This is a genomic window from Limnohabitans sp. TEGF005, from assembly GCF_055394835.1.
This window is the reverse complement of sequence record NZ_AP029226.1, coordinates 1526519-1552699: the sequence shown is the minus strand read 5'-3', so window position 1 is coordinate 1552699 and position 26181 is coordinate 1526519. Positions and strand designations below refer to the sequence as shown.

Genomic DNA, 26181 nt, shown 5'->3' with positions numbered 1-26181 from the left:
TGACCATGGCGTTACTGCAAATTTCTGAACCGGGCCAGTCGCCCGACCCCCACCAGCGCCGCATTGCCGTGGGCATTGATCTGGGCACCACTCACTCGCTGGTGGCTTCGGTGCGCAACGGCGTGTCTGAATGTTTGCCTGACGACGATGGCCGGGTGATCCTGCCGTCGGTGGTGCGCTTCATGCCCGGGCAGGGTCGTCAGATCGGTTTTGACGCGGTGCACTCTGCTGCTGCCGATCCGGTCAACACCATCGCCTCGGTTAAGCGCTTCATGGGGCGCGGTCTGAACGACATCGCAGACCGCAGCAAATTGCCCTACGAGTTCACCGCCAGCGAACAAGGGATGCTCAGCATCCAGACCGTGCAAGGCCCTAAATCCCCGGTCGAAGTCAGTGCCGAAATTCTCGCCACCCTTCGTTACCGCGCCGAAGACACTTTCAACGACGATCTGTACGGTGCGGTCATCACCGTGCCCGCCTACTTTGACGACGCTCAACGCCAAGCCACCAAAGATGCGGCCCAGCTGGCCGGGCTGAACGTGTTGCGTCTGATCAACGAACCCACAGCGGCGGCCATTGCCTATGGCTTGGACAACGCCAGCGAAGGCGTTTACGCCGTGTTCGATCTGGGCGGTGGCACCTTTGACATCTCCATCCTTCGCTTGACGCAAGGCGTCTTCGAGGTGCTGTCCACGGGCGGCGATTCTGCTTTGGGCGGTGACGATTACGACCGGGCGCTGGCTGATGCCGCATTGGCCAAGCAACCTGGCTTGCAAGTGGTCACAGCCGAGGACAAAACTTTGCTCAAGGCGGCAGCCCGCGCTGCCAAAGAAGCCTTGACGAGCAAAGACACAAGCAGCTTGACTGTGGCGCTTTCGACGGGCCCCTTGTCGGTGCAAGTCAGCCGCACTGACTTCGAGCAAGCCACACAGGCGCTGACGGCTCGCTGCATCACTGCCGTGCGCAAAGCGCTGCGCGATGCGAAATTGGCCAAAGACGATGTGCAAGGCGTGGTCATGGTGGGTGGCTCCACCCGCATGCCGCAAATTCAGCAGGCCGTGGCTGACTTTTTTGGTCAAGCCCCTCTCAACAACCTCAACCCCGACGAAGTTGTCGCTTTGGGCGCGGCCATTCAGGCCAACCAGTTGGCAGGCAATAACGCCGCTGGTGAATTGCTTTTGCTCGATGTGATCCCGTTGTCGCTGGGCATCGAGACCATGGGCGGCTTGGTCGAGCGCATCATCCCGCGCAACCAGACCATCCCAACCGCCATGGCGCAAGATTTCACCACCTACCAAGATGGCCAAACCGCGCTGGCGCTGCATGTGGTGCAGGGCGAACGCGATCTGGTGCAAGACTGCCGCAGCTTGGCCCGCTTTGAGCTGCGCGGCATTCCGCCCATGGCTGCTGGCGCTGCCCGCATCCGTGTCACCTTCACGGTGGATGCCGATGGGCTGCTGAGTGTGGGGGCCAAAGAACAAATCAGCGGTGTCGAAGCGCGCATCGACGTCAAGCCTTCATATGGCTTAAGCGACGAGCAGATCGCCACCATGCTGCAAGAAAGCTTCACCACCGCGCAAGCCGACATGAAGGCGCGCGCCTTGGTCGAAGCGCGGGTGGATGCCGACCGCATGCTGTTGGCCACACGCAGTGCCTTGAATGCCGACGGTCAGTTGCTGCAAGCCAACGAGCGAAGCGCCATCGACGCCTTGATGGCCACATTGCAAACTGCAGTGCAAACCGAGCAAGACGCCAAAGCACTTGAAGACTGCACTCAGGCCCTGGCCAAAGGCACTGAAGCTTTTGCCGCTGAACGCATGAACCACAGCATCCAAAAAGCTTTGACTGGCCAAAACATCCAGACCCTGTAAAAGTACGACACGCCCTCAGTTCAAAGACACCTATGCCCGTCATCAAAATCCTGCCCCACCCCGAGTACTGTCCCAACGGCGCAGAAATCACTGCGCCTGCAGGCACCAGCATCTGCGAAGCGCTGCTCGACAACAAGATCAACATCGAGCACGCTTGCGACATGAGCGCAGCTTGCACCACTTGCCATGTGGTGGTACGCGATGGCTTCAAAAGCCTCAATGAGATCGAAGAAACCGAAGAAGACCTGCTTGACCGAGCCTGGGGTCTCGAGCCCAACTCACGCCTGAGCTGCCAGGCCTTTGTGGCCAAGCAGGATCTGGTGATCGAGATTCCGCGCTACACCATCAACCACGCCAAAGAACTGCACTGATCGGGAGAGCGGCCATGCGCCAAATTGTTCTGGACACCGAAACCACAGGCCTGTCGGCCGAAGGCGGTGACCGCATCATTGAACTCGGCTGTGTGGAGCTGTATGCCCGCAAGCTGACCGGTAACAACCTGCACTTTTACTTCAACCCTGAGCGTGATAGCCATGAAGACGCGCTCAAGGTCCACGGCATCAGCAATGAGTTTTTGCGCGACAAGCCCAAGTTTGCAGAGTTGACCGAAGAAATTCTGGCCTACCTGAGCGACGCTGAAATCATCATCCACAACGCCGCGTTTGACGTGGGTTTTTTGAACAAAGAGCTCGAACGTGTCGGTAAAAAACCGTTCAAGACCCATGTCAGCAGCGTGATCGACACTTTGGCCATGGCCAAGGAAATGTTCCCGGGCAAGCGCAACAGCCTAGATGCGCTGTGTGACCGTCTGGAGGTCGACAACTCAGGCCGTACCCTGCACGGCGCCTTGCTTGATGCCGAATTGCTGGCCGACGTGTACATCAACATGACGCGCGGCCAGGAAGCCCTGCTGATTGATGCGGGTGATGCGCCAAGCAATGTGCAAACCATTGTGGTGCCGGTGGACTTAAGCACCTTTGTGCTGCCCGTGTTGCCAGCCAACGCGCAAGAGTTGGCCGCCCATGCCGATGTGTTGAGTCAGCTCGATAAATCCAGTGGCGGCAAAACCATTTGGCGACACACCGAAGTCGCTTGAATTTCATGCAGTACGGTGCATGATTTTTCGTGAGGCGTTCTGAATAGGGCATTTTTTTATGCCATAATTCAAGTCTTCGCTGCAAAGCGATAGGGCGGTTAGCTCAGGGGTAGAGCACTGCATTCACACTGCAGGGGTCGCAAGTTCGAAACTTGCACTGCCCACCAATAAATACCCAATTGAATCAAGCACTTAGAGGAAACTCTAGGTGCTTTTTCTTTGGTTCAAAGTAGTACGGGCCGGGTTGACGCCCAGCTACTCAGCCCAGCGAACCCGACTGAAAATGCGCTATTGGCTTTTTTGATGCCCGCACGGGTGCCGTCAAAACTGCGTTAGCTGTGCAACTGGGTTGCAGGGAGTCAGGCGATGATTTTGAAAATCAATTCCGATAGCGGCTGTTCGTTGCCAAGAAATGATGCTTGCATCACTGGGTAAAGCGCAGCTTGATCCAAAGCTGAAAAATCCAAAGAGTAGCCTGCGTGCTCAGCTACTTGTGAAATGAAAAGTCGTTGTACTCGACCATTGCCTTCGCGAAAAGCATGGATCGCATTGATCTCTGACAAGTAGTGGGCCAATCTGCTGGCAAAAACTTTGGGCGCCAATTCGAGCAAATATTTTTCTGCAGCCAGGGCACTGAAAACGGTGTTCGAGTAAGACTGGATTTGGCGCACATTGCAAAACCGACTGTCTCCCCTGATGATGTCCACGCTCCTGACTTCACCCGCCCAATCGTAGACATCCTGAAAAAGATACTGATGAATTTTGCACAGATGCGCTAAGTCAAAAAAGCCCTCGACTGGGTCTTGCGTGAGCTCCAAAAGGCGAATAGCTGTGAAGTCACCTTCATACTCATCAAGCAGGTCTTGATCTGTTATTCCAGCTTTGTTTTTGAGAACTGCCGTACCAGGGATGCAATAGACATCATCCGCGTCGTAGCGCGACATATTTGGCCCGAACTTCGTTGAGCAAATCAGCAGTTGTTTTTTGCCCATTCACATATGCCTGCAGCGAAGGCTTGAGACTTTCACTTGGGCTGAGCTTTTCAATTCGCAGTGTAGCCAGCATATTTGCAACGTTTTTCTGGCGCGCAGACTGATTCAGAGCCGGATTTGTCATGGCAAGTCCCGTTTAATTTGGTTCGCATTTTAACTTTCCAGAGCCTATTTGTCACCGTTATTCCACCGACTTGGCAGCGGGGTTCAGTGGGGCTTTGGCCCCGATTGGAGCCCCCCAAAAGTAGCTTGTAGATTGAAAAAATTCAGCTGTGAAAAAATTTGGCGGAATAATTTTGCGTTGATCAATTTTACGATCAACCCCTGTTTTCGCCAATCCACTGACTTCGTCCGTTGACCTTGAGCCTGACTGATGCTTTGTATGGCAGGTTTGCAGTGCCCTTTTCAGGGCCATTTCCCCTTTGCATCACCTTGAACGGTCAAATTTGACGGTTATGATGGTTTGAATCGAGGAAAACACCATGGCGCTGGCAATTGAAACTCTAAAAATAAGAACCAAACTGACATTGTTGGTTATGCCTTTGTTGGTATCTTTGTGTGCTTTGTCATTGGCCAAAGTCTGGGTATTTTGGGCAGAAAAAAATCAATATGCGTTGAGCGCTTCTGTGGTGTCCGAAGTGGCCACACTGGGTCAATTGGTGCATGAGTTGCAGTCAGAACGGGGCATGACGGCAGGCTTTGTGGCCTCACGCGGCAGCGAAGCCACGGCAACGGCTCTCAAAAGCCAGCGCACCAAAACCGATGGCATGTTGACGCAGGCCACTGAGTCGGTGATCCACTTGATCGATACGGCCTCCAGCCGTGGATCTTCGGATGCAAGCATGGCCTCATTGCGCCAAGCATTGACCGCCAAACGCCAAGAAATTGATGCTTTAACTTTGTCCGGTGGCGCTGCTGTTCAGTGGTACTCCGGCAGGATCAGCGGCCTCATCGACACCATTGACACTGCAGTGGCTGACGCGCCCTCCGTGGATTTCGCACAACGTATTCGCGCTTATGCCTATTTGGTCAGTTACAAAGAGTTCGCGGGTCGTGAACGTGCAGCCATCAATGCAACCTTGACCGCCAACAAACCGCTCGGTGCCGAGCCCCTGGCGCAATTGATCGGCAACATCGCACGCCAAGAAAATTTTGACAAACTTTACCGTCAAACAGCCAGTGAGGCCGATGTGCAAGCCCTGACGCAGGCGCTTGACAAGCCCGCAGTGAAAGAAGCCTTGTCGATGCGCAACGAGGTTTTGAAACAAGCGGCGGACGGTGATTTTGGCATCGCTCCATCCGCTTGGTGGGCTGCGGTTTCCGAGAAGATGAACATTCTCAAATCTCAAGACGACTTGCTGACGAAGCAGCTCAGTGAGCATTCGCGCTCGTTGTCAGATCAAGCGGCATTGAGCTTTTTGTTGGCCAGTGTGCTGATGACAGTTTTGACCGTGTTGTTTTTGGCGATGACGTTTTGGATCACGCGCAGCATTCAAAAGCCGCTGCAATCGCTGCAAAGCTCCATGAACCAGATCGCTGAAACTTTTGACTTGTCGCACAGAGTCAGTGTTCGCGGTTCTGATGAAATCGCGATGACTTCGGCATCGTTCAACCGCATGATGCAAGTGATTGGCGATGCTTTGGTTGAGGTGAACACTGTCATGGCTTCGTTGGCGCAAGGTGATTTTTCCAATCCGGTGAGAGCCTCTCTCACGGGTGATATGGACAAACTCAAAACCTCGGTGAACACCAGTTTGGCCCAAGTGGAGTCGACCATCGCCACCATGAATCAGGTCATGCAAGCCTTGTATGCGGGCAATTTTGCCTATGCGGTTGAAGTCAATGCGCAGGGCGAATACGGCAAAGCGCTCAACAACGCTCAGCGCGCCATGTCCTCTTTGGAAGGCATGTTGGGCGACATTGGCCAAGTCATGCGCCAAGTCGCGAACGGTGACTTGAGCCACCGCGTCAATGCCGATGGTTTGGGTGACTTGTTGGTCTTGCGTGAGAACATCAATGCGTCCTTGGATGCGCTTGTGAAGTCCATGCGTGAGATCAGCCTCAATACCCGTCAGCTTGCAAGTGCGTCCAAGGAAACCGCGGAAGCGATCAGCCAAATTGCGGATGGTGCCCAAAACCAGACCCACGCCATCAGTCAAGTTGCGGTCGCCGTGAAGCAATCGAGTCAGGCCATCGTGGATGTCTCTAAAAGCACCGAAATGGCCTCTGAAAAATCGCGTGAATCCGTGCTGCGTGTTCAGGCCGGGGTTGAAAAAATGGAGATGATGGTTCAGGTTGTGACCGCGATCGCCAGCAACTCAGAAAAGATCAGCAAGATCACCGAGGTGATTGAAAAGATCGCTAACAAAACCAATTTGTTGTCTCTGAACGCCGCTATCGAAGCCGCCCGTGCTGGCGAGCATGGCAAAGGCTTTGCAGTGGTTGCCGATGAGGTGGGCAAGCTGGCCGTGAGCAGTGCCGCCAGCTCTCAAGAAATTGCGCTCCTGGTGCAGGCTGCGTCGGGCGAAACGGCTAAAGCGGTGTCCGCTGTTAACGAGGTCAGCCGCGACATGGTGGCCGTGGGCGAGATGTCTAAATTGACAGACAGCTTGCTGCAGCGCATATCTTCTTCATTGGAACAGCAAGCCAGTGCCGTTGAGGAAATCAATGCCAACCTCTCTGGTTTAAACCACATTGCCAACAGCAATGCGGCGGCATCAGAGGAGATGACGGCCAGTGTCATCTCGCTGTCCAGCAGCGCAGACGCCACACGCCAAGAGGTTGCACGCTTCAAATTTTGAGGAACCCGGTCAATAAGGTCATAGGCCGACAAGCCTTGGTGTCGGGATCGGGAAAGTTGCAGTAAGCTACAAGGTTTCCCACGTAACTTGTTGTCGTTCATGGACAGTCCGCTTCCTTCCATTCCAGCCAAACGCTACTTCACCATTGGTGAAGTGGGTGAATTGTGTGGTGTCAAGCCACACGTTCTGCGCTATTGGGAACAGGAATTCACCCAGCTTCGGCCTGTCAAGCGCCGAGGCAATCGCCGTTATTACCAGCACCATGAAGTGCTGATGATCCGGCGCATTCGTGATCTGCTTTATGACCAGGGCTTTACCATCAGCGGCGCGCGCAACAGGCTGCAAGAGTTGGTGCAGACCAACAGGCAATTGCAACGAGGTGAATCCGATGGGGTTGATTCAGACGATGCCTCGTCGATCCAGGGCGACCCCTCTGAACACATGGCGCTAGCCGATGTCGAATGGGGCGGTCATGGGGGAAATGTTCCGTCGCTAAAAAATGAGTTGATTGAAATTCGCGCCTTACTCACTCTTTGAACACGAATTTCTGCGGTTATAATTTGAAGCTTGTCGGCGTGTAGCGCAGCCTGGTAGCGCACTTGCATGGGGTGCAAGGGGTCGCGAGTTCGAATCCCGCCACGCCGACCATTTGATCTGATAAAGGCTTCTAGCTAGTGATAGTTAGAAGCCTTTTTCTTTGTCGATCAATGGCTTGGCTTCTAACCCACTTGTATTTTTTCAATGAACCCACCCACTAGCGGTCATGTCTATGTTGTCGATGACAACCCGGACATCCGTTTTTATTTGACCGATTTGTTGCGGCAAATGGGTTACAGCATTGAAAGCTTTGAAAGCGCGCACGCGTTTTTGCAGCAGTCTTTCGACCTCTTTCCGGCCGTGCTGGTGCTGGATGTGCGCATGCCCAACATGTCCGGCATTGAGTTGCAGGAAAAGCTGCGGGCACTTGGCCGTCACACCCCCATCATCTTCATCAGCGGGGAGAGTCAATCCGAAGAAATCATCCGAGCTATGAAGGGCCAGCCCATTGAGTTTTTATGGAAGCCCTTTCAGATTCAGGCGCTGATCGATGCCATCGAACGTGGCTTGGCCGTAGATGCTCTCAACAGGCAAGTCTTCATTCAAAAAAACGAGATACGCCGCAAATGGCTCACCTTGAGTTCGCGCGAGCGTGATGTGTGTGCCTTGATGCTGGAAGGGCACACCAACAAAGGCATTTCTGAGCGACTGGACATACTGCCTGTTGCCGCCGACCGAAAACTGACCATCTAAACCTAGGAGTGCCGACTCAAAATTGACCAGGGTGTTCAACTGGCCTGCTGAAATATTCAGCAGGAGAGATAGAAGGTGATCACCATGGAAATGATAGGTAAGGTCAGGCGCATGAAGTTGCGCGAGCAACTCTCCAACAGCGAGATTGCCAAGCGCACGGGACTGTCGCGCAACACGGTCAAAAAATGGCTCAAAGCCCCTGGCGACCAGGCTCCCAAGTACAAAAGGCAAAGCGGATTCACCAAGCTCAGCGCGTTTGAGGCGACGTTGGTGCAGGCACTCAAAGCCGATTCCCATCGACCCAAACATGCCCGGCGCAGTGCGCGGGCGCTGTTGGCGCAGTTGCAGGCGCAGGGCTATCGGGGCGGCTACAGCCGATTGACGGATTTCATTCGGGGTTGGCGCGAGCAAGAGGGCAAGGCGGCATCCAAGGCGTATGTGCCTTTGAGTTTCGAGCTGGGCGAGGCGTTTCAGTTTGACTGGAGCGAGGAAGGGTTGCTCATTGGCGGGGTGTACCACCACATGCAGGTCTCACATCTCAAGCTGTGCGCCAGCCGGGCGTTCTGGGTGGTGGCTTACCCCAGCCAGGGACACGAGATGTTGTTTGACGCGCACACCCGCAGTTTTGCGGCGCTGGGCGGTGTGGCGCGCCGGGGCATTTACGACAACATGAAGACGGCGGTGGACAAGGTCAAGAAAGGCAAAGGTCGCATCGTCAATGCCCGCTTCAATGCGCTGTGCAGCCACTACCTGTTCGAGCCGGACTTTTGCAACGTGGCCTCGGGTTGGGAGAAAGGGGTGGTGGAGAAGAACGTGCAGGACAGCCGCAGGCGTATCTGGATAGAGGCTGGCACCAAGCGGTTTGGCTCGTTTGCTGAGCTCAATGCTTGGTTGGCTGAGCGCTGCCGCTCGATCTGGGCCGAAACACCGCACCCTGAGCAAAAGCAGTTCACGCTGGCCGAGATGCTGGATTTGGAGCATGAGCACTTGATGAGCATGCCCGAGCCGTTTGATGGGTATGTGGAGAATCCGGCCCGGGTGAGCAGCACCTGTTTGGTCAATGTGGCGCGCAACAAATATTCGGTGCCGTGCGAGTGGGCTGGGCAGATGGTCAGTACAAGGCTGTATCCGGGCCGAGTCGATGTGGTGGCCCAAGACGCCATCGTGGCCAGTCACGCAAGGCTGACCAACCGGGCGCAAATCAGCTACGACTGGCAGCATTACATCGACCTGGTGCAACGCAAGCCGGGGGCGCTGAGGAATGGCACACCGTTTCTGGACTTGCCGCCTGCGCTGTTGAAGCTGCGGCAATCGCTGATGCGCCATGCTGGAGGTGACCGGGTGATGGCCCAGGTGCTGGCCGTGGTGCCGCAAGCGGGGCTGGACGCTGTATTGGTGGCGGTGGAGGTTTTGCTGGAAGGCGCCACCCCCAACGGTGGCATCAGCGTGGAGCATGTGCGCAACGTGTTGGCGCGCTTGAGCAGTCCACCGATGCCGCAGCAAGCCGAAACATCGCTGCAGCTCAGTGAGGTGCCGATGGCCAACACGGCGCGCTACGACGGCCTGCGGTCCAGCGTGGAGGTGACGCATGACTGAGTACAAGCCAACACAGCGGGACATCCAGGCCGAACTTAAAGGGCTCAGACTGAGCGGCATGGCCATGGCATGGGCGGATCTGGTGGAGCAAGGTGGCAATGCCGAGCTGCAGGCATCTCGCTGGCTGATCGAGCACTTGCTGCAAGCCGAAGCAGTCAACCGCCATATGCGATCGATTGCGCATCAAACCAAGGCCGCGCGGTTCCCGGTGCACCGGGATTTGGCGGGCTTCAACTTTGAGGCGTCACAAGTGGACCGGGCATTGGTGCACAAACTGGCCGATCTGTCGTTCACGCAGGATGCGCAAAACGTGGTGCTCATAGGGGGGCCGGGGACGGGCAAAACGCACCTGGCCACGGCGCTGGGCATCTCGGGGCTGACGCAACACGGCAAAAAGGTCAGGTTCTACTCGACGGTGGACCTGGTCAACGCGCTGGAACAAGAGAAGGCTCAAGGCAAGGCAGGTCGGCTTGCGTTGAGTTTGTCGCGCATGGACTTGGTGGTACTCGATGAGTTGGGGTATTTGCCGTTCAGCCAAGCCGGAGGGGCACTGCTGTTTCACTTGCTGTCCAAGCTGTATGAACGGGTGAGCGTGCTGATCACGACGAACCTGACGTTTGCCGAATGGTCTAGCGTGTTTGGGGATGCCAAGATGACGACGGCGCTGCTGGACCGGTTGACGCACCACTGCCACATTGTGGAAACGGGCAATGAGTCCTACCGATTCAGGCACAGCTCCAATGAGGCGAGGGGCCGAATTAAAGCCAGGGAGCAGGCAAGAAAAGCGGAGAGAAAGGGGATGCGGGACGACAATTAAACTTATAGTTATCCACAGCCAGCGGAGATAAAAGCTGGCTCAAGCCCCTGGTCAAAATTCAATCGGCACAGGTGGTCAATATTGGATCGGCGTCAACACTTAGGCAAAGCGCTCGTCAGGAGAATGAACCCGCTCACTATATTTGTACTACTTGCTATGAAAGCGGTAGAAAGTCGATCTTGGGGCTTCACATTCTTGAGCGTGGCGGCTATTCAATGTGGATCTGCCCAGTCTGCAAGACAGCTGTTTCTACTGGGACTAGGGGATCGCCTACTGCTGAGCTAGCAGTGGAATAAAAATTTAAACAATCTTTAAGATGAAAAGTAACAAACTCATTACAAAGCGTTCGCTTCTCTATTCACTGATTGCACTTAGTGTCATCTCAACTCTTGGCTGCAAGGATCGCTATCAAGAGGGATACGACGCAGGTTATGCCGAAGGGTTCTCGCAGGCAAAGATCGGTGTTGAAAAACGCTGCGAGGAACGTCTTGATGAAGAGAAAAAATCTTGCCGAGATAGAAGCTACTCATCAGGCTATTCAAGCGGATATTCGACTGAAGTTTGTGGCGGCGCTGGCGTTACTGCAAACGGTAAACACTATGAGGGCGGCAAAACTGGCTGCGTTCGTGTTCACAGCGATGGTCGTGTAGTCAGGTACTAACTAAACCACTAAACTTTCGACTTTAGTGGTGGCGCAAAGAAAAAGGGGCTACGTTTTCACGTAACCCCTTGATTTCATTAGCCTATTTGGCTCCTCGACCTGGGCTCGAACCAGGGACCTACGGATTAACAGTCCGGCGCTCTACCGACTGAGCTATCGAGGAATAGCTTCGAATTATAGAGGTGTTTTTGGCCTGTTTTGAGAGGGGCGGCAAGATTTTTTAAGATTGTCGCGAATCACGTATCAATTCGCTCAAGTAACGTGCTGCATCCATGGGATGGCTGCTGCCGGTGATGGCCCTGACCACGGCTATTGAGCCCACCCCGCTTTGCATGACCCGTGGAATGCGCACCTCATCGATGCCGCCAATCGCAACCAAGGGCGTGTGTTGCATGAGCTTGGCGTAGGCCTGTAAACGCCCTAGGCCTTGCGGTGCCGTTTGCATGCGCTTGAGGGTGGTGGGGAATACGGCGCCCAAGGCGATGTAGCTGGGGCTGACCGCATCGGCGCGCAACATCTCGGCATAGCCGTGGGTGCTCAAGCCCAGCCGCAGGCCAGCTTCACGTATTTTTTCAAGGGGCGCTTCGTCCATGTCTTCTTGGCCGAGGTGTACGCCGTAAGCGCCTTCGTCGATGGCGATTTGCCAATGGTCGTTGATGAACAGCAGCGCACCCGTGCCCTGCACGGCTTGCACGGCGGCCCTGACTTCTTGGCGAATGGCCTCTGTATCGTCTGACTTGAAGCGCAACTGCACCGTGGGCACCCCTGCACTGGCCATGCGGCCCACCCATTGCGCGTCGGGCAACACGGCGTAGAGGCCGAGTGCATCAGGGCATGCAGCGAAAGCATGTGCCCGGGGCGTAGCCGCGATGCCGAAATCTGATGGGTGGCAGGGCCAATCGTTGGCTGAAAACTGGCCTGTACGTTGCGTTTGTGCAGTCCATGCTTGTGCCACACATTGCGCGTCATGCTCTAAAAATCCGAGCATGCGGCAGCCTTGCAAAACGCCTGCGGTCTCTGGACTCAGGGCAGCATCGTGGGTATGAACTGCTTGCGCGTAGGGCAAAGCATCTCCCGCCAGCATGGCCGCGTGTTGTGTGGCCAAGGCGTGGGCGATGTGTTGTGGTGTTTGCAGAGGGGGGCTCATGCGTGGTTCCAGAACGGTGTGCCCAGCACCGGTGTGCTGGGTTGGGCGTTGTCCTGCGCTTGCATGGCGCCCGAGCGGTAGGCTGCTCGCCCCGCGTTGACGGCATCTGAAAATGCCTTGGCCATGCTGACCGGGTCTTGTGCCAAAGCCACTGCGGTGTTGAGCAGAACGGCATCAAAGCCCCATTCCATGACCTGGCAAGCGTGTGAGGGCAGGCCCAAACCGGCGTCCACGATCATGGGCACATCCAGGCGTTCGCGCAGGGTGCGCAGGGCGTGTGGGTTGATGGGGCCTTTGCCTGTGCCGATAGGAGCCGCCCACGGCATGACAGCTTGGCAACCCACATCGACCAAGCGCTGGCACAGTACCAAATCGTCGGTGGTGTAAGGCAGCACCTTGAAGCCCGCTTGGATCAAACGGCTGGCGGCCTCGGGCAAGTTCAGTGTGTCGGGTTGCAGCGTGTAGTCGTCACCAATGAGTTCGAGCTTGATCCAGTCGGTTTCAAAGACCTCACGCGCCATCTCGGCCGTAGTGATGGCTTCTTGCATGCTGTGGCACCCTGCGGTGTTGGGCAGCACGGGCACGTTAGCTTGGCGCAGCAGGTTCCAAAAGCTTTGCGAAGCCTCACCGCCGCTGCCGGTTTGGCGGCGCAGCGAGGCGGTCAGCATGGCGGGTTGCGAGCGTTCGATGGCTTGCAACAGCACGCTGGGTGATGGGTAACGCGATGTGCCCAGCATCAAACGGCTGTGAAAGGTTTCGCCGTACAGCGTGAGGGGGTTAGCAGGGAGTGTGTGGGTGGTCATGGTGTTGCCGGAGGGTTGCCAGAGTGTTGTCAGGTTGTGGACATGGGGTGCTTAGCCGCCGGTGATGGGCGAAATCAGCTCGATTCGGTCATCGTGGGCCAGGGCGTGCGCGGCGTATTGGCCGCGGGGCACAAATTGCAAATTCACAGCGGCCGCAAAAGGGGGCTGAACACCAGCAAGCGCCACGGCATCGGCCAGGGTTGCGCCTTGCGGCAGGGTGTAGGGTGCTTGGTTGATCAGCACTTGAATGGGGGTGTCAGACATGTTCAAACTTGAGTTGGAATTGTGTGGCCAAGGTGGTGGTGTGGTGTTGAACCCACTCGATCACCACGTCGAGCATGGCCGGTGAGATCAAAAAACCATGGCGGTACAGGCCGTTGATTTGCACGGTGCGCTCGCCCAAACAGCGAATGGCGGGCAAATTGTCGGTCAGGGTGGGACGCGCCTGTGTGCTGACCTCCAGGATTCGAGCTTCGGCAAAGCCGCTGTGTACGGTGTAGGCGGCGCTGAGCAATTCCAGCGTCGAGCGCACGCTGGCGGGCGACAGGTCTTCGGTTTCTATCTCGGTCGCGCCAATCACGAACACATGCTCTTCTTTGGGCGCAATGTAGATCGGGTAACGCGGGTGAATCAAGCGGGTGGGGCGTTGCAGCGTGACGGCGGGGGCGTGCAAGCGAATGACTTCGCCGCGCACGCCGCGCAGTTGTGACCACTCGGTGCGAGCGCCCAAGCCTCGGCAGTCAAACACCCAGTCGGGTTGACCTGATTGACCTGGCTGAAAGTCTTCGGGTTGGCGTGGACTGTTCCAGTGCAGGGCGACTTTTTGCTGCTCCAAGCTTTTGAGCAAAGCGGCCAGCAGTTGGCGGTTGTCGAGCTGGCCTTCGCCCGGCAAGTACAGGGCTTGTGCAAAGCGGTTTTCCAATGCAGGCTCGTGTTGTCGCAACCCTTCGGGGTTCAAGGTTTGAGCTGCAGCCAGGGTGGGCAGTTGCTGGCTTGTGCGGTGTATCAATTGTTCAAAGCGTTTGGCCTCGGCTGCATCTTGGCGGTGCCACAGCACCAGCGTGCCGTTTTGTTGAAAAAACACGGGTTCTGACAAGGGGGCAATCAACTCGGGCCAGCGCTTGAGGGCATGTTGCCCCATCTGCACCACGGGCAGTTCGGTGATGGCCGATTCGGCCAACGGTGCCAACATGGCCGCTGCCACACGGGCTGCCGCGCCTTGTGCATCGGGGCCTTGGGCTTCGAACACCGTGACGTGGTGGCCAAGTTGCGCCAATCTGTGAGCCAGCAAGCGGCCCATCAGGCCCGCACCCAGCACCACGCTTGAAATCTGTGTGCTCATTGAACGAGGTCCTTTGCAATTTGCGGATAATGCCGCCCATGAACCATTCTTACCGCTATGCACGCGTGCTCACCATTGCTGGCTCGGACAGCGGCGGTGGTGCCGGCATTCAAGCCGACCTGAAAACTTTTGCGGCCTTGGGCTGCTATGGCACCAGCGCCATCACGGCCTTGACTGCGCAAAACACCGTGGGCGTGCAAGGCATTCATGCCGTGCCGGCCGAGTTTTTGAAAGCGCAAATCCAGTCCGTGTTGGACGACATCGGTGTCGATGCGGTCAAGATCGGCATGTTGCATGCACCCGGCATTGTCGAAGTGGTGGCCTGGGCCATCGACCATTACCAATTGACCAACGTGGTGCTGGACCCTGTGATGGTGGCCACCAGCGGTGACCGTTTGATTGCCAGCGAGACCGTGCAAGTGTTGGTGCATGAGTTGTTTCCCCGCGTGAGCGTAATCACGCCGAATTTGGACGAGGCTGCGCTGCTTTTGGGGCGTGATATTCCCAATGCCGAGGCCTTGGACATCGCTGCGCAAGATTTGTTGGCGATGGGCGCTCGCGCTGTGTTGCTCAAGGGCGGGCACTTGGCGGGCGATGAGGTGGTGGATTTGCTGGCCGATGCCAGCGGCCCTTTGCAGCGCTTGGCGTCCCGGCGCATTGCCAGTCGCAATGTGCACGGCACGGGTTGCACCTTGTCGTCGGCTATCGCGGCGCATTTGGCCTTGGGCCATGGTTTGAGCGAGGCGGTGAGCCTGGCACGTGCCTTTATTTTGGGGGCCATTGCGCAAGGCGCAGACGTGACCACGGGCCAGGGTCACGGCCCGTTGAATCATGGGTTTGCGCCTGTGCCGCTTCATCGCATTACCAAACCACCGTCGACCGTCAACACCTGACCGGTGACAAAGCGGCTCCAGTCGGACGCCAAAAAAAGCACCGGCCCTGCCACATCGTCGGGGGTGGCTAAACGGCCCAGCGGGGTCTGTGCGATCAGCGCCTCTTTGACGGACTCTTTGGTGGCGCGGCTGGAGTCGGTTGGGCTGACCAGACCGGGTGCCACGCAATTGACACGAATGCCCAATGGCCCCAATTCGGCAGCCAAGTTGCGGCTGAACCCTACCAACGCCGCTTTGGCCGTGGTGTAGTCGTGGTATGCGATGCTGGGGCGGTCCACTAAGTCGCTGGTGAGGTTGACGATGCTGCCTTGCCCGCGCTGCTTGAAATGTGGCAACACCGCTTGGCAGGTGTTGTAGGCCGCAAGCACCGCGCCATCGAATTGCGTTTGATAAGCCTGCCAGGGCAAATCCCCAAAGCGTGTGCGGTGGTCGGGGTCGAACGTGTAAGGGCTGAAGGCGTTGTTCACCACCGCATCAATGCGACCGGTTTCGCGCAAGGCTTGCGCCACCATCGCGTTTACGGCTTCAGCAGAGCGCACGTCGGCTGACAGGGCCCACGCATCGCCGCCGAGTTGTTGACACCGCGACACCACGTCTTGCGCGGCATCGTGGTTGCTGAGGTAGTTGACCAGCACCATGGCGCCCTGACGTGCAAACGCCTGGGCAATGCCAGCGCCAATGCCGCGGCTGGCACCGGTGACCAAGATCACTTGGCCTGCAAAGTGGCGTGGGGTGGCGTTCATTTTTTGGTGGTGGTTCTTGTGGTGGTTTTTGCACCTAGGGTGAACGTAGGCAATAAATCCTGACTGACCACATCGCTGATTCGGATGTCGCGTTGAATCACGCCAAAGGCTTTGTAGGCGTTGGCTCCTTTTTGCAGGCCAGCCATGTCGAAGGCACCCAAGCCACGTTGCTCGGTGATGGCCGACACGCTGGATTCGTTACGCAGTCGAATGATGTCCAGATTCATGCTGATGTTCTGGCCGTCGATGGCGTATTTCACGGCCAGTTTGGCCGCTTCTTCGGGCGACTGCATCATCCATTTGGCGCTGTCTTGGTAGGCGTGCAGAAAACGTTTGAGAACGTCTTTTTTCTGTTGGTAGGTGTCTTCACGCACCACAAAAAAGTCGCTGGAGATATTGAGGTGGTTTTTGATTTCCATCACATTCACACCGCCCAGGCCTTTTTGGCGGCCCACCAAAAGACCGGTGTCGGTGGCGGCTGTCGCGTCTACTTGACCTTGCATCAGCGGGGCGAAGTTGAGCAAGCCCGTCACAACCACAGTCACGTCGGCTTCAGTCAGGCCCGCCTGGTTCAAAAGCACTTGCAGGTTTTGACGGGTGCCGCTGGACAAGCTGTAAACGCCAATGCGTTTGCCCTTGAGGTCTGCAGGTTTGAGGATGTTTTGTGTTTTGAGCGACACCACGTTGAAGACGTTTTGTGGATAGATGTCGTAGATGGCGCGCAGCTTTGCACCCTTGTCCAGGGCGGTGAAAAACGAGCCGGGGTCGGTGAAGGCGACATCGGCTTGGCCACTGAGAATGTTGCGCAGCGCATCGCCACCCCCTGCACCCGGCACGTAGCCGAGCTCAATGCCACGGGCTTTGAAAAACCCCTTGTCCTCTTCAACCAGCAAATTGGTGATTTCGGTGATGGGCTTGCTCCAGCCGGCCACGACCACTTTTTCAAGCTGGGGTGCGGTTTGTGCCCAGCTCACGGCAGGTGCCGCGAGCGCCATGGCGCAGCTGACGGCGAGGTGAGCGATTTTGCGCGTCCAAGGGTTTGAGGTGAGGCAATTCATTAAGGCGTCCTGGTTGAAAAATCGGAAGAAGGGTTGAGCAAATAGCGCTCTAACCCTTCGCAAGCTTTGTAAAACGCGAGCCCGCACACGGTGATCACCGTGAGCACCGCAAACATCAGTGGGGTGTCCATAGAACCCTGTGCTGCAATGATCAATGCGCCCAAGCCCCGGCTGGCGCCAATGAACTCGCCCACCACTGCGCCCACCCAGGCCAGCACTGCCGCCACGCGCACACCCGCCATGATGTTGGGCAAACCGGCGGGCAGTTTTAACCGCCACAAGGTTTGCCAAGGGCTGGCGCGCAGCATGCGAAACAATTCCAGCTTGTTCGCGTCGACCTCTTGCACGCAGGTGGCGGTGTTCTCGAGCAGCGGGAAAAAGCAGATCAAGGCGGTCATCACCACCGTGGGCAAGGTGCCAAAACCAAACCACACAATGAACAGTGGGGCCAGTGCCAGCTTGGGCACCACTTGGCTGATCACCACATAAGGCATGAGCACGCCACGCAGCCGTGCCGATTCGCCCAGCGCCACGCCGCCGGCAAAGCCCATGCTGGCCCCGAGCAGCAAGCCCAGCACCACCTCGGTCAGCGTGTGTGCGATGTGCGGCCACAGGTAGCCGCTGCTGAGCCCTTGCCAAAGCGACCGTGCCACCACCGACGGTGCAGGCAGCACCAAAGGCGAGGTGTGGCCCACTCGCACGGCCACTTCCCAGGTGGCCAAGCAGGCCAAGCCCAAAAGTGTGGCAAAGAGGGCATCGCGTTTCATGACAGCGTGGCGTCCATGGCGTGTCGCAGCTGTTCGCAAAGCGCGTTGAAAACGGGGGTGTAGCGCATGGCCGTTTGGCGTGGACGTGGCAAATCGATGTGCAAGGGCGCATGCATGCGCCCTGCATGCATGAGGCTGACTTGGTCGGCCAGATACACGGCCTCGGCCATGTCGTGTGTGACAAACAGCACGGCGGTGCCGTGCTGATGGCACAGCGCCAAAAAGTCGCGCTGCAGCTCATCGCGCGTGATGGCGTCGAGCGCGGCAAACGGCTCGTCCATGAACAACACGGCCGGGCGAGTGATCAATGCCCGGGCAATCGCCACGCGGCTTTGTTGTCCGCCCGAGAGTTGCTGGGGTTTGTCGTCCCGCAGGGCGGCCAGGCCCATTTGCGCCAGCAGTTGTTCGCCATGGGCCCGCTGATCGGCGGTGACAAGCCCGTGCAAGCTGTGCGGCAAAAGCACGTTGTCTAAGACACTGAGCCAATGCAGTAGGGTGGGGGACTGGAACACAAAGCCCATGTCCGATGTGGGTTGCTGCACAGTGCAGCCCTTGAGCTGAACCTGCCCTTGCTGGGGGGTGAGCAAGCCAGCCGCGAGTTTGAGCACCGTGGTTTTGCCGCAGCCGCTGCGACCAATCAGGCAATGGATTTCGCCAGGTGCGAGTTGCAGGCAAACGTCACGCACCACCTCGCCCCGATCAGGGTAGGCAAAGTGCAGGGCCTCGAGTTGCAAAAAGGGCATGGTCAACATGTTCAATGCCTCAAACCTCGTAGGGTGTGAAGCGCTCGGCCGCCAGTTCGGTGGAAGCGTCGATGTCCACCATGCGCACCAGATCGAGCAGACTGAAGCGGCCATCGTGGTGCCAGCCTGCTTGCGGCGCAGTCATGGCACCTAAAGCACACAGGCGTGTCACACCGGCTTGCCCCAGGCATTCGCCCAAATGCAGCAGTTCTTCAGGCGCGACAGCCAGACCCACAGTTTGCAGAAAATCGCGCTGTGCTGCGATCAAGGGCATGACTTCGTCCAGCGTTTCCACAGCCACCACCAGGACATGGCGGTTCAGGGGGCCCGCCGTGAGCGGCAATGGTTTGTTGCTGAACACCACTCTGCTGGCGTATTGACCTGCGCCGCTGCCCAATACGGTGTGGGTGGCGTCGTTCAGTGCGGTGAGCTCATGCACCTCACACCAAGCGCCGGCTTGGGCGGCTTCTTCGAGCGAAAGCATGCGGCGTGGCAGTTTTTGCTGCAAGCCGGACAGTTCGTGCGCCAGGTGCTGCGCAAAGTCTTTTGGTGTGACGGGCGCTCCGCTTTGGACGTAAAAAACATGGGGTGAATAGCAGCCTTGCTGGTCGTAGCGCGCCACATCCAGCGAAGCCTGACGCGCTACGCCAGGCCCTTTGAGCACCGACAGTGCTGCGGCCGACACCATGCCAAAGCTGAGTTTGTGGCCATGTGGCAAAAAGCGGGCGGTGACCGGCACTTGGGCCTGCATGGCCTGCAAGGCCGCGTTGCCACCGTAGGCCAGCACCACGTCGGCCAATGCGAAGGCGGTGTGCTCGTGCGAAGCCCCGCTGGGCCACCACACCACGGCAAAGCAATCGGCCCAACGCGGTTCAACCTCTGCCAGCAGGCGCGCAAACAGGGTGGCAAAAACCGGCTCGGCACTGGAGACCTTGCCAATGGAGCCCGCCTTGACCAAGAGGCCCGAGACAAAACTCCACATCGGCAAGGCGGGCACATTGCCTGCCCACACATGCACTAAAAGCTCTGGCCCAAAGGCCCGAGCCCAACCGCCGGCTGTGCGGGGTTGAAACTCGTCCAGCACTTTGGGGTTGGCGAAGTCTTCGGCCACAAAACGTTGCAACTGCAAACCCCGGAAAGTTTGCAGATAAGCGTTCAAGTTCAAACGCAGCATCTCGGCGTCAAAGCCAGTGGCTTGGGGCAGCAGGCGTTCGAGCTGTTGTCGGTAGGGGTCTTGGCTGTCGAGCAGGCGTGCGGTGGCTTTGTCCAGCACGCACACGATGTCCGAGACGGTCATGGTTTTCAAATGCAGGCGGCTGGCGTGCTGCACACGCTGTGCCAACGCGGTGATTTGTCCGGGGCTGAGTTGCGGCAACTCGACCCACAAGGGTGCCTGGGGGGTGCCCAGGCTCAGGCGATGCCATGTGACTTCGGCATCGTCGAGACCCGGTAAATAACCTGCTTTGAACACCGGGCCGTTCATGCTGTTGCCACTCTTAAAAATTGGTCTACCGCCATTGAGCAGCCTTTGGCTTGTGCGCCTTGGGCTCGGCCTAGCAAGACAAACCCATCGTCGCTGGCTTGCCCCACGTCTTCTGTCAGGATGGTGACCACTGAATTGAAGTTGGCCAAATCGGTATGGGCCAAGATGCCGCGTTCGCCAGAGGGGACATCTTGCCCTGTCAGCGGGTCGACCAAGCGCGAACGAATCCAGTGTGAGCCACGTTTAACAGCGGGCAAGCTGTGGTTTCCCGCGTCGTAAAACTGGGTGCTCAATTCGGTCATGCCGTACATGTTGATGCACTGCTCACGGCGCACGCCAAAGGTGGTGCTGAGTTGGTCGTAAAAAGACGCCATTGGCACTTCGCGCGATTGGCCTTTGAAGCCACCGGTGTCGAGCAAGCGGCTGCCTTTGGGCAAGCCAAATGTTGTGCCTCGCTCTTGCAGTGCGTCCATCAAATGCACAAAGCTGTAGCTGGCGCCCAGCAGTGCAAAGGGCTGACCCGAGTCATGAGCTTGTTGCAGTGCCTCGCACAAAGCATCGGTGCGCAGGCCGTTGGCGTCCAGGTAGTACGCGCTGTCGGGCGTGCCAAAGTGCTTGATCGCCAGCGCCAGGTAGTGTGCCAGCGAGGAGTTAGGCATCAGGTCTTCGGTCGGAAACAAGATGCCCATGCGCAGCTTGGCATCGCCTTGCATGAAGTGCCGTGAAAAGTTGTGCAGCATGGAGGCGTCGTACACCGCCACAGTGGGGTGAAAGTGGCGACCCTTCACATCGCCACGCGTGGTGCCGCTGGTCATAAAGGTGCGTGCACAGGTGTCGGGCGGCACACAGCTCAGCGTCAAATCTTTGAATGCGTTGATGGGCACAGCCGGAATGTCTTGCCAGCGTTTGACCACCCGCGGGGTTTTGCCGCGTCCTTGGCAAAACTTCTGGAACGGACGGTTGTGTTCAAACTGGTGGGCAAACAATTTCAGTGCGAGCGCATTGAAGTCGTCGTCGCTCGCCGTTGGCCGTGCAATGAATGCCAGCAATTCTGTGATCAGGGCGTTCATGCGATGGCAGGCAGCTTGGGCGCACTGGTTTCGAGGGACTGCAGCCAGAATGAGGCTAGAGCAGGGGAGAGTGGTGTCTGTGTGGTGTTTGCCATTGCTTTTATCAAGTAAATGGCAGTTCGGCGAGGCCTGTGCAACCGCCATCAATGGGGTTGCCCTGTCTAGGCCAGCTTCCCTGCGCGAGGATTACCTCAATCAGGTTCAAAGGGACTTTCTCAGTCGAAGACCTCACGGCCCCCAACACCCCTAGCGAATGCGCCGCAGTTTTGCGGCGCATTTGGATTCTATGCGATGCCCAGCCGCTGGTGCAGCAAGGTGGACGTTGTCGTGTATTGCAGCAGTGTCTTTTCGGCGGGCCTAAGCAGAGCGACCGCACCAAATGCGGCCAGCGTGGCTTCGTGGAAGCCGCAGAGGATGAGCTTCTTTTTGCCGGGGTAGGTGTTGATGTCACCGACCGCAAAAATGCCCGTTTCGGACGTGCCAAAATTTTCGGTGTTGACCACCAGTTGCTTGCGTTCCATGGCCAGGCCCCATTGCGCCACCGGCCCCAACTTGGGCGACAGGCCCAGACAGGTTTGCAGCACATCCAGGCTGAGCCATTCGGTGTCGCCTTGTGGGTTGAGCAGCTCCAGTGCTTGGAGGTGGCCGTTGGCCGTGCGCAAGCCCGTGGGTTGGCCGGCCACAAAGCGCATGCTGCTCTCGGCGCAGGCTTGGCGCATCTGCGCAATCAGATCGGGGGCGGCGCTGAATTGGTCACGACGGTGCAGCAGCGTGACGCTGGCCGCAGCTTGTGGGCCTTCGATGGCGCTCAGGCAGGTTTGCAAGGCCGCGTCGCCTTCACCGGCCACGACCAGATGCTGGCTGGCCCAGCGCTCGGGGGCGGGGTGTTCGGCAAAGACTTGGCTGCCTTCAAAGGCGCTCAGGCCATCGAGCAGCATGCGGCGCGGCACAAATGCACCGACGCCTGCGGCGATGAACAAGGTGTTTGTGTGGAATGTGCAGCCCGAACCGGTGCTGACTTTGAGGCGCTGATCGGGCAGGTGCTCGATGCTGTCAACTTGCTGGCCCAAGTGCAGCGTGGGTTTGAAGGGCGCAATTTGCTGTTGCAAGCGTTCGACCAACTCGCTGCCGGTACAAAAGGGGATGCCCGGTATGTCGTAAATGGGTTTGCCCGCATACAGCTCAGCGCATTGGCCGCCCACATGAGGCAGTGCGTCCACCACATGACAGTGGATGCCTTGCAGGCCGAGCTGGAAGACCTGAAACAGGCCCACGGGGCCTGCGCCAATGACCAACGCTTCGGTATCGATGGGGGCGGTCATGGGGCAAAGTTCACAAAAAAGCCGGACAAAAGACCAAGTGGCTTGGCCTTTGAGGCTCAGCGAATCAGTTGTGAGAGTTTGCCGGTCTTGTCTTTCCAAGCGTCGGCTTCGGCCATAGGGGCCTTGCGCTTGGTGATGCTTTTCCAGCCGGGCAACAAAGCCAATTCGGCGTTCAACTTGGTCATGTGCTGCTGGTCGGCGGGCAGGTCTTCTTCGGCATAAATCGCGTTGACAGGGCACTCGGGGATGCACACGGCGCAGTCGATGCACTCATCGGGGTCGATGGTCAGGAAGTTGGGGCCTTCACGGAAGCAGTCCACAGGGCAAACGTCCACACAGTCGGTGTATTTGCACTGGATACAGGATTCGGAAACAACGTGGGTCATGATGGACTCGAAAAATGAGACCGCGCCTTCAGGAGGGCGCGAAAACGTGGATTTTAATGGAGATCAGTTCACCAACACCGCGCCTGAGGTCTTGTGGCTGGCCGTGTCCACCAGCACCAGAGCACCCAGGGTGCGCGACTGGGCAAAGGGCAGGGTGACCAAGGGTTCTTGCAAAGCCAAGGTGACGTGGCCGATGGCGTTGGGGGCCAACTCGGTGGCTTCTTCTTCGGCCAGGGTGTTCACATTCAGGCGGTGCACCACGCGCTGCACCTTGACTTTGACCCAGCGGTGGCCGTGCAGCGCCCAATACAGGCGACCTGCGACCAAGGGTTCATCGTCCATCCAGGCGATGGTGGTGCTCAATTGGCGCAGGCCTTCGGGCGAACCTTCTGCGGCCAAGAGCCAGTCGCCACGCGAGACATCCACCTCGCGGTCGAGCACGATGCCTGCGCTGTGGCCTGCGGCCTTGCCCTGCGGCTGGCGGGTGGCCGACAGCACTTGAGAGACCACGGCGGTCTGCCCGCTTGGGAAAACCTTGACGGTCTGGCCCGGCTCGATGCTGCCGGTGGCCACGCGGCCCCAGAACACACGGCGGCCCTGAGTGGTCACGCCGGAGTCGTGGAATTTTTCGACCCATTGCACCGGGAAGCTGAAGGCCACTTCGGTCTCGGCGGGAGTGGCAGGCAGGTCTTCGAGGATGCTGAGCAGGCTGGGGCCGGTGTAGCCGCACCAGTCGCTTTGGCCATGGTTCTCTTTGTCCACCACGTTCCAGCCCTTGAGCGCCGACACGGGGACCATGGCGGTCACGGTGATGCCAGCTTCTTTGGCGAACTTGTTCAAAGCGCCCGCGATGTTGTTGTAGGCCACAGTGGCATCGGCCACGGCGTCGAGCTTGTTGATCGCAAACACGATGGAGGGCACGCGCAGCAGCTTGACCAGCAGCGAGTGGCGGCGGGTTTGTGGCAGCAGTTGCAGATCGGGGTTGGCCCAGTCGAGCTTGATGGCGTCGACCAAGACCACGGCGGCGTCAGCGCTGGATGCGGCGGTGACCATGTTGCGGGTGTACTGCTCGTGGCCGGGCGCATCCCCAATGATGAATTTGCGTGCTTCGGTGTTGAAGTAGCGGTAGGCCACGTCGATCGTGATGCCTTGCTCGCGCTCGGCGCTCAAGCCATCGGTCAGCAGGGCCAAGTCGGTTTCACCCGAGCGCTGCACACCCGCCAAGTGGTCTTGCAGCACGGCCTTGGTGTCCACCAGCAGGCGGCCGATCAGCGTGCTCTTGCCGTCGTCGACCGAGCCGCAGGTGATGAACTTGAGGGCTGAAAAGTGTTGGTTGTTGCTCATGAATGTGTGTTCCCGCGTGATCAGAAATAGCCGTCTTTTTTGCGCTTCTCCATCGAAGCTTCGGACGTCTTGTCGTCCATGCGCGTAGCGCCGCGCTCACTCACATCAGCGGCCAGTGTCTCGATCACGATTTGCTCAGGTGTGGCGGCATCGCTTTCGACCGGGCAGGTGCAGGTGATGTCGCCCACGGTGCGGAAACGCACATCACGCACCACCACTTCTTCACCGTCTTTGGGCGGTGTCAGCTCGGTCACCGGCACCAAGAGGCCACGGCGGTCCACCACCTCGCGCTTGTGCGTGTAGTAAATCGTGGGCAGTGCGATTTTTTCGCGGGCAATGTATTGCCACACGTCCAGCTCGGTCCAGTTGCTGATCGGGAAAACGCGAAAGTGCTCGCCCGGCTGCAACTTGTGGTTGAACAGCGTCCACAGCTCGGGGCGTTGGGCTTTGGGTTGCCACTGGCCAAAGCTGTCGCGGTGGCTGAAGATGCGTTCTTTGGCGCGGGCCTTTTCTTCGTCGCGGCGGGCGCCACCGATCAGCGCGTCAAAGCGGAACTCTTCAATCGCCTCCAGCAAGGTCACCGATTGGTGCACATTGCGGCTCTCGCCCGGATGGGCCAGGCGCACGGTGCCGCGTTTCATCGAGTCTTCGACATTTCGCACGATGAGCTCGGCACCCAACTCTTTGGCTCGCGAGTCGCGAAAGTCGGTCACTTCCTTGAAGTTGTGGCCGGTGTCGATCATCAAGAGCGGATAAGGTATGCGCCCTGCGCCAAAAGCCTTCTCGGCGCACCGGAGCATGACCAGCGAATCTTTGCCGCCCGAAAACAGCAAGGTGGGGCGCTCGAAAGCGGCGGCGACTTCGCGCAGGATGAAGATGGTTTCTTCTTCCAACGCGTCCAGGTGGCTGTTGCTCAGGGTGTGCAACTCGGTTTGTGTGATGGCTGTCATATGGTTTTGAAGTTTTTTGACCCGTCATTCCCGCGAATGCGGGGATCCAGAAGTCGGAGGCATGGATCCCCGCATTCGCGGGGATGACAGCTGTGTGACGGGTTGGCAATTCAGTGACGGGTTGGCAATTCAGTGACGGGTTGGCAATTCAGTGGCGGGTTGGCTGTTCAGTGGCAGGTTTGGCAATTCAGTTGAAGGTTGGCTGTTCAGTCAGGGGATTCATTTCTTGACGTGCAAGCCGCACTCTTTGGCGGTTTCGTCTTCCCACCACCAGCGACCAGCGCGGAACTCTTCGCCCAGGCTGATGGCCCGTGTGCAGGGGGCGCAGCCGATGCTGGGGAAGAACTGATCGTGCAGTGGGTTGTAGTCCACTTGGTTTTCAGCGATGTAGTGCCAAACGTCGCCCCAGGTCCAGTTGGCCAAAGGGTTGAACTTGGACAGGCCCACGGCGGCGTTTGTGCTGCCGTTCTCAGAGGCCTTGGCGACTTCGCTGTCGTCTTGCAGTGGCACCTCGGCGCGGGCGGTTGATTGTTCCTGGCGCAAGCCGGTGATCCAGGCGCGTTGGCCTTTCAGGGCGCGGCCCAGTGGCTCCATCTTGCGCACGCCGCAGCAGGCTTTTCGCAAGTCCATGCTTTGGTAAATCGCGTCTTGGCCTTTGTCGCGTACGAACTGGATGACCGATTCGGTCACTGGGCGAAAGACGTTGATGGGCGCGCGTGAATGGGCCTGGGTGCGCTCGAGCAAGGCCAGCGTCTCGGTGTGCAAGGCACCGGTTTCGAGCACAAAGACCGGAATGTCGAGCTGCAGGCTGTTGATGAGGTGGGTGATCACCACGTCTTCGGCACCTAAGCTGGAGGCTTGGGTCACGGGCGTGAATTCGGTGGCCGCGCGTTGCAGCAAGGCTTGGGTTTCGGCCAGCTTGGCGGCGAACTGTGGGCTGGCTTTGGCGTTTTGCTCGGTGGCTTTGGCCGGGGCCTTGCGGGACGATATGAGGCTTGAAGTCATG

At 58.1% G+C, this 26181-nt stretch carries 27 protein-coding genes, 3 tRNA genes and 1 riboswitch; of the genes, 12 read left to right on the top strand and 18 right to left on the bottom strand.

What is annotated here, in order from left to right; translation table 11 throughout:
- Window positions 1–5: 5 nt before the first annotated feature.
- From hscA to ACZ5RG_RS07455, 4 genes are all read left to right on the top strand, one after another.
- Window positions 6–1871, top strand: coding sequence for a Fe-S protein assembly chaperone HscA (gene hscA, locus ACZ5RG_RS07470; RefSeq protein WP_464446709.1), 1866 nt, complete (start codon window positions 6–8; stop codon window positions 1869–1871).
- A gap of 32 nt (window positions 1872–1903) precedes the next feature.
- Window positions 1904–2242 (top strand): ISC system 2Fe-2S type ferredoxin, encoded by a 339-nt coding sequence (fdx, locus tag ACZ5RG_RS07465; protein ID WP_019429405.1) that lies wholly within the window; start codon window positions 1904–1906, stop codon window positions 2240–2242.
- Between the two features lie 14 nt (window positions 2243–2256).
- A complete protein-coding gene (gene dnaQ, locus ACZ5RG_RS07460) occupies window positions 2257–2967 on the top strand; it encodes a DNA polymerase III subunit epsilon (protein WP_298597225.1) in 711 nt (236 codons plus the stop codon).
- A gap of 92 nt (window positions 2968–3059) precedes the next feature.
- Window positions 3060–3134 (top strand) — tRNA-Val (locus ACZ5RG_RS07455).
- A gap of 192 nt (window positions 3135–3326) precedes the next feature.
- Here the strand turns inward: ACZ5RG_RS07455 and ACZ5RG_RS07450 are convergent.
- Together ACZ5RG_RS07450 and ACZ5RG_RS07445 are read right to left on the bottom strand one after the other, a co-directional pair.
- Entirely contained in the window at window positions 3327–3959 is a 633-nt protein-coding gene (locus tag ACZ5RG_RS07450; protein ID WP_315137120.1) for a Fic/DOC family protein, read from the bottom strand.
- Window positions 3889–4083, bottom strand: coding sequence for an antitoxin VbhA family protein (locus tag ACZ5RG_RS07445; RefSeq protein WP_464446708.1), 195 nt, complete (start codon window positions 4081–4083; stop codon window positions 3889–3891). The genes ACZ5RG_RS07450 and ACZ5RG_RS07445 overlap by 71 nt, the downstream gene beginning before the upstream one ends.
- Window positions 4084–4573: 490 nt before the next feature.
- Here ACZ5RG_RS07445 and ACZ5RG_RS07440 point away from each other — a divergent pair, with 490 nt between their 5' ends.
- The 7 genes from ACZ5RG_RS07440 (at window position 4574) to ACZ5RG_RS07410 (ending at window position 11124) form a co-directional block, all read left to right on the top strand.
- Window positions 4574–6760 (top strand): methyl-accepting chemotaxis protein, encoded by a 2187-nt coding sequence (locus ACZ5RG_RS07440; protein WP_464446707.1) that lies wholly within the window; start codon window positions 4574–4576, stop codon window positions 6758–6760.
- 99 nt (window positions 6761–6859) lie between these two features.
- Entirely contained in the window at window positions 6860–7297 is a 438-nt protein-coding gene (locus ACZ5RG_RS07435; RefSeq protein ID WP_312259856.1) for a MerR family transcriptional regulator, read from the top strand.
- Window positions 7298–7331: 34 nt separating this feature from the next.
- Window positions 7332–7408, top strand: a tRNA-Pro gene (locus tag ACZ5RG_RS07430).
- Between the two features lie 93 nt (window positions 7409–7501).
- The gene (locus tag ACZ5RG_RS07425) at window positions 7502–8050 is read left to right on the top strand and encodes a response regulator transcription factor (RefSeq protein ID WP_464446706.1); all 549 of its coding nucleotides are present in this window, start codon (window positions 7502–7504) and stop codon (window positions 8048–8050) included.
- Between the two features lie 84 nt (window positions 8051–8134).
- Window positions 8135–9646 carry an IS21 family transposase gene (istA, locus tag ACZ5RG_RS07420; RefSeq protein ID WP_298596769.1) on the top strand — a complete coding sequence of 504 codons (1512 nt, stop codon included), beginning with the start codon at window positions 8135–8137 and terminating at the stop codon, window positions 9644–9646.
- Window positions 9639–10463 carry an IS21-like element helper ATPase IstB gene (gene istB / locus ACZ5RG_RS07415; RefSeq protein ID WP_464446705.1) on the top strand — a complete coding sequence of 275 codons (825 nt, stop codon included), beginning with the start codon at window positions 9639–9641 and terminating at the stop codon, window positions 10461–10463. The genes istA and istB overlap by 8 nt, the downstream gene beginning before the upstream one ends.
- 316 nt (window positions 10464–10779) lie before the next feature.
- Window positions 10780–11124: a hypothetical protein gene (locus tag ACZ5RG_RS07410; RefSeq protein WP_464446704.1), complete on the top strand. Its 345-nt coding sequence runs from the start codon at window positions 10780–10782 to the stop codon at window positions 11122–11124.
- A gap of 87 nt (window positions 11125–11211) precedes the next feature.
- Here ACZ5RG_RS07410 and ACZ5RG_RS07405 read toward each other — a convergent pair.
- The 5 genes from ACZ5RG_RS07405 to ACZ5RG_RS07385 all read right to left on the bottom strand — a co-directional run bounded on the left by ACZ5RG_RS07405 (window position 11212) and on the right by ACZ5RG_RS07385 (window position 14416).
- Window positions 11212–11287, bottom strand: a tRNA-Asn gene (locus ACZ5RG_RS07405).
- Window positions 11288–11344: 57 nt separating this feature from the next.
- On the bottom strand, window positions 11345–12271 hold the full coding sequence (gene thiE, locus ACZ5RG_RS07400; RefSeq protein WP_464446703.1) for a thiamine phosphate synthase: 927 nt from the start codon (window positions 12269–12271) through the stop codon (window positions 11345–11347).
- A complete protein-coding gene (locus tag ACZ5RG_RS07395; RefSeq protein WP_464446702.1) occupies window positions 12268–13074 on the bottom strand; it encodes a thiazole synthase in 807 nt (268 codons plus the stop codon). The genes thiE and ACZ5RG_RS07395 overlap by 4 nt, the downstream gene beginning before the upstream one ends.
- 51 nt (window positions 13075–13125) lie before the next feature.
- Window positions 13126–13338, bottom strand: a complete 213-nt coding sequence (gene thiS, locus ACZ5RG_RS07390; protein ID WP_312259861.1) for a sulfur carrier protein ThiS — start codon at window positions 13336–13338, stop codon at window positions 13126–13128.
- On the bottom strand, window positions 13331–14416 hold the full coding sequence (locus tag ACZ5RG_RS07385) for an FAD-dependent oxidoreductase (RefSeq protein ID WP_315137135.1): 1086 nt from the start codon (window positions 14414–14416) through the stop codon (window positions 13331–13333). Before ACZ5RG_RS07385 ends, thiS begins: the two co-directional genes overlap by 8 nt.
- A gap of 29 nt (window positions 14417–14445) precedes the next feature.
- On the opposite strand from ACZ5RG_RS07385, the gene thiD reads away from it, so the two are divergent.
- Window positions 14446–15309: a bifunctional hydroxymethylpyrimidine kinase/phosphomethylpyrimidine kinase gene (gene thiD, locus ACZ5RG_RS07380; RefSeq protein WP_464446701.1), complete on the top strand. Its 864-nt coding sequence runs from the start codon at window positions 14446–14448 to the stop codon at window positions 15307–15309.
- Here the strand turns inward: thiD and ACZ5RG_RS07375 are convergent.
- The 11 genes from ACZ5RG_RS07375 to ACZ5RG_RS07325 all read right to left on the bottom strand — a co-directional run bounded on the left by ACZ5RG_RS07375 (window position 15270) and on the right by ACZ5RG_RS07325 (window position 26180).
- On the bottom strand, window positions 15270–16052 hold the full coding sequence (locus ACZ5RG_RS07375; protein ID WP_315137140.1) for a 3-oxoacyl-ACP reductase: 783 nt from the start codon (window positions 16050–16052) through the stop codon (window positions 15270–15272). The two genes, thiD and ACZ5RG_RS07375, sit on opposite strands and share 40 nt — an antisense overlap.
- Window positions 16049–17047 carry an ABC transporter substrate-binding protein gene (locus tag ACZ5RG_RS07370; protein WP_312259887.1) on the bottom strand — a complete coding sequence of 333 codons (999 nt, stop codon included), beginning with the start codon at window positions 17045–17047 and terminating at the stop codon, window positions 16049–16051. Before ACZ5RG_RS07370 ends, ACZ5RG_RS07375 begins: the two co-directional genes overlap by 4 nt.
- 62 nt (window positions 17048–17109) lie before the next feature.
- Complete coding sequence (locus ACZ5RG_RS07365) at window positions 17110–17877, bottom strand: ABC transporter permease (protein ID WP_464446700.1); 768 nt, start codon at window positions 17875–17877, stop codon at window positions 17110–17112.
- Window positions 17874–18629 carry an ABC transporter ATP-binding protein gene (locus ACZ5RG_RS07360; protein WP_315137146.1) on the bottom strand — a complete coding sequence of 252 codons (756 nt, stop codon included), beginning with the start codon at window positions 18627–18629 and terminating at the stop codon, window positions 17874–17876. The genes ACZ5RG_RS07365 and ACZ5RG_RS07360 overlap by 4 nt, the downstream gene beginning before the upstream one ends.
- Window positions 18630–18639: 10 nt before the next feature.
- The gene (locus ACZ5RG_RS07355; protein ID WP_315137149.1) at window positions 18640–20103 is read right to left on the bottom strand and encodes an acyl-CoA reductase; all 1464 of its coding nucleotides are present in this window, start codon (window positions 20101–20103) and stop codon (window positions 18640–18642) included.
- Complete coding sequence (locus ACZ5RG_RS07350; RefSeq protein ID WP_315137151.1) at window positions 20100–21173, bottom strand: LuxE/PaaK family acyltransferase; 1074 nt, start codon at window positions 21171–21173, stop codon at window positions 20100–20102. The genes ACZ5RG_RS07355 and ACZ5RG_RS07350 overlap by 4 nt, the downstream gene beginning before the upstream one ends.
- Before the next feature lie 155 nt (window positions 21174–21328).
- A riboswitch (TPP riboswitch) is annotated at window positions 21329–21431 on the bottom strand.
- A gap of 26 nt (window positions 21432–21457) precedes the next feature.
- On the bottom strand, window positions 21458–22495 hold the full coding sequence (locus ACZ5RG_RS07345) for an NAD(P)/FAD-dependent oxidoreductase (RefSeq protein ID WP_464446699.1): 1038 nt from the start codon (window positions 22493–22495) through the stop codon (window positions 21458–21460).
- A gap of 56 nt (window positions 22496–22551) precedes the next feature.
- Window positions 22552–22881, bottom strand: a complete 330-nt coding sequence (fdxA, locus tag ACZ5RG_RS07340; RefSeq protein ID WP_019429442.1) for a ferredoxin FdxA — start codon at window positions 22879–22881, stop codon at window positions 22552–22554.
- Window positions 22882–22944: 63 nt separating this feature from the next.
- A complete protein-coding gene (locus ACZ5RG_RS07335; RefSeq protein WP_464446698.1) occupies window positions 22945–24225 on the bottom strand; it encodes a sulfate adenylyltransferase subunit 1 in 1281 nt (426 codons plus the stop codon).
- A gap of 20 nt (window positions 24226–24245) precedes the next feature.
- Window positions 24246–25175 (bottom strand): sulfate adenylyltransferase subunit CysD, encoded by a 930-nt coding sequence (cysD, locus tag ACZ5RG_RS07330; RefSeq protein ID WP_464446697.1) that lies wholly within the window; start codon window positions 25173–25175, stop codon window positions 24246–24248.
- A 219-nt stretch (window positions 25176–25394) separates the two neighbouring features.
- Window positions 25395–26180: a phosphoadenylyl-sulfate reductase gene (locus ACZ5RG_RS07325; RefSeq protein ID WP_464446696.1), complete on the bottom strand. Its 786-nt coding sequence runs from the start codon at window positions 26178–26180 to the stop codon at window positions 25395–25397.
- Window position 26181: the final 1 nt, after the last annotated feature.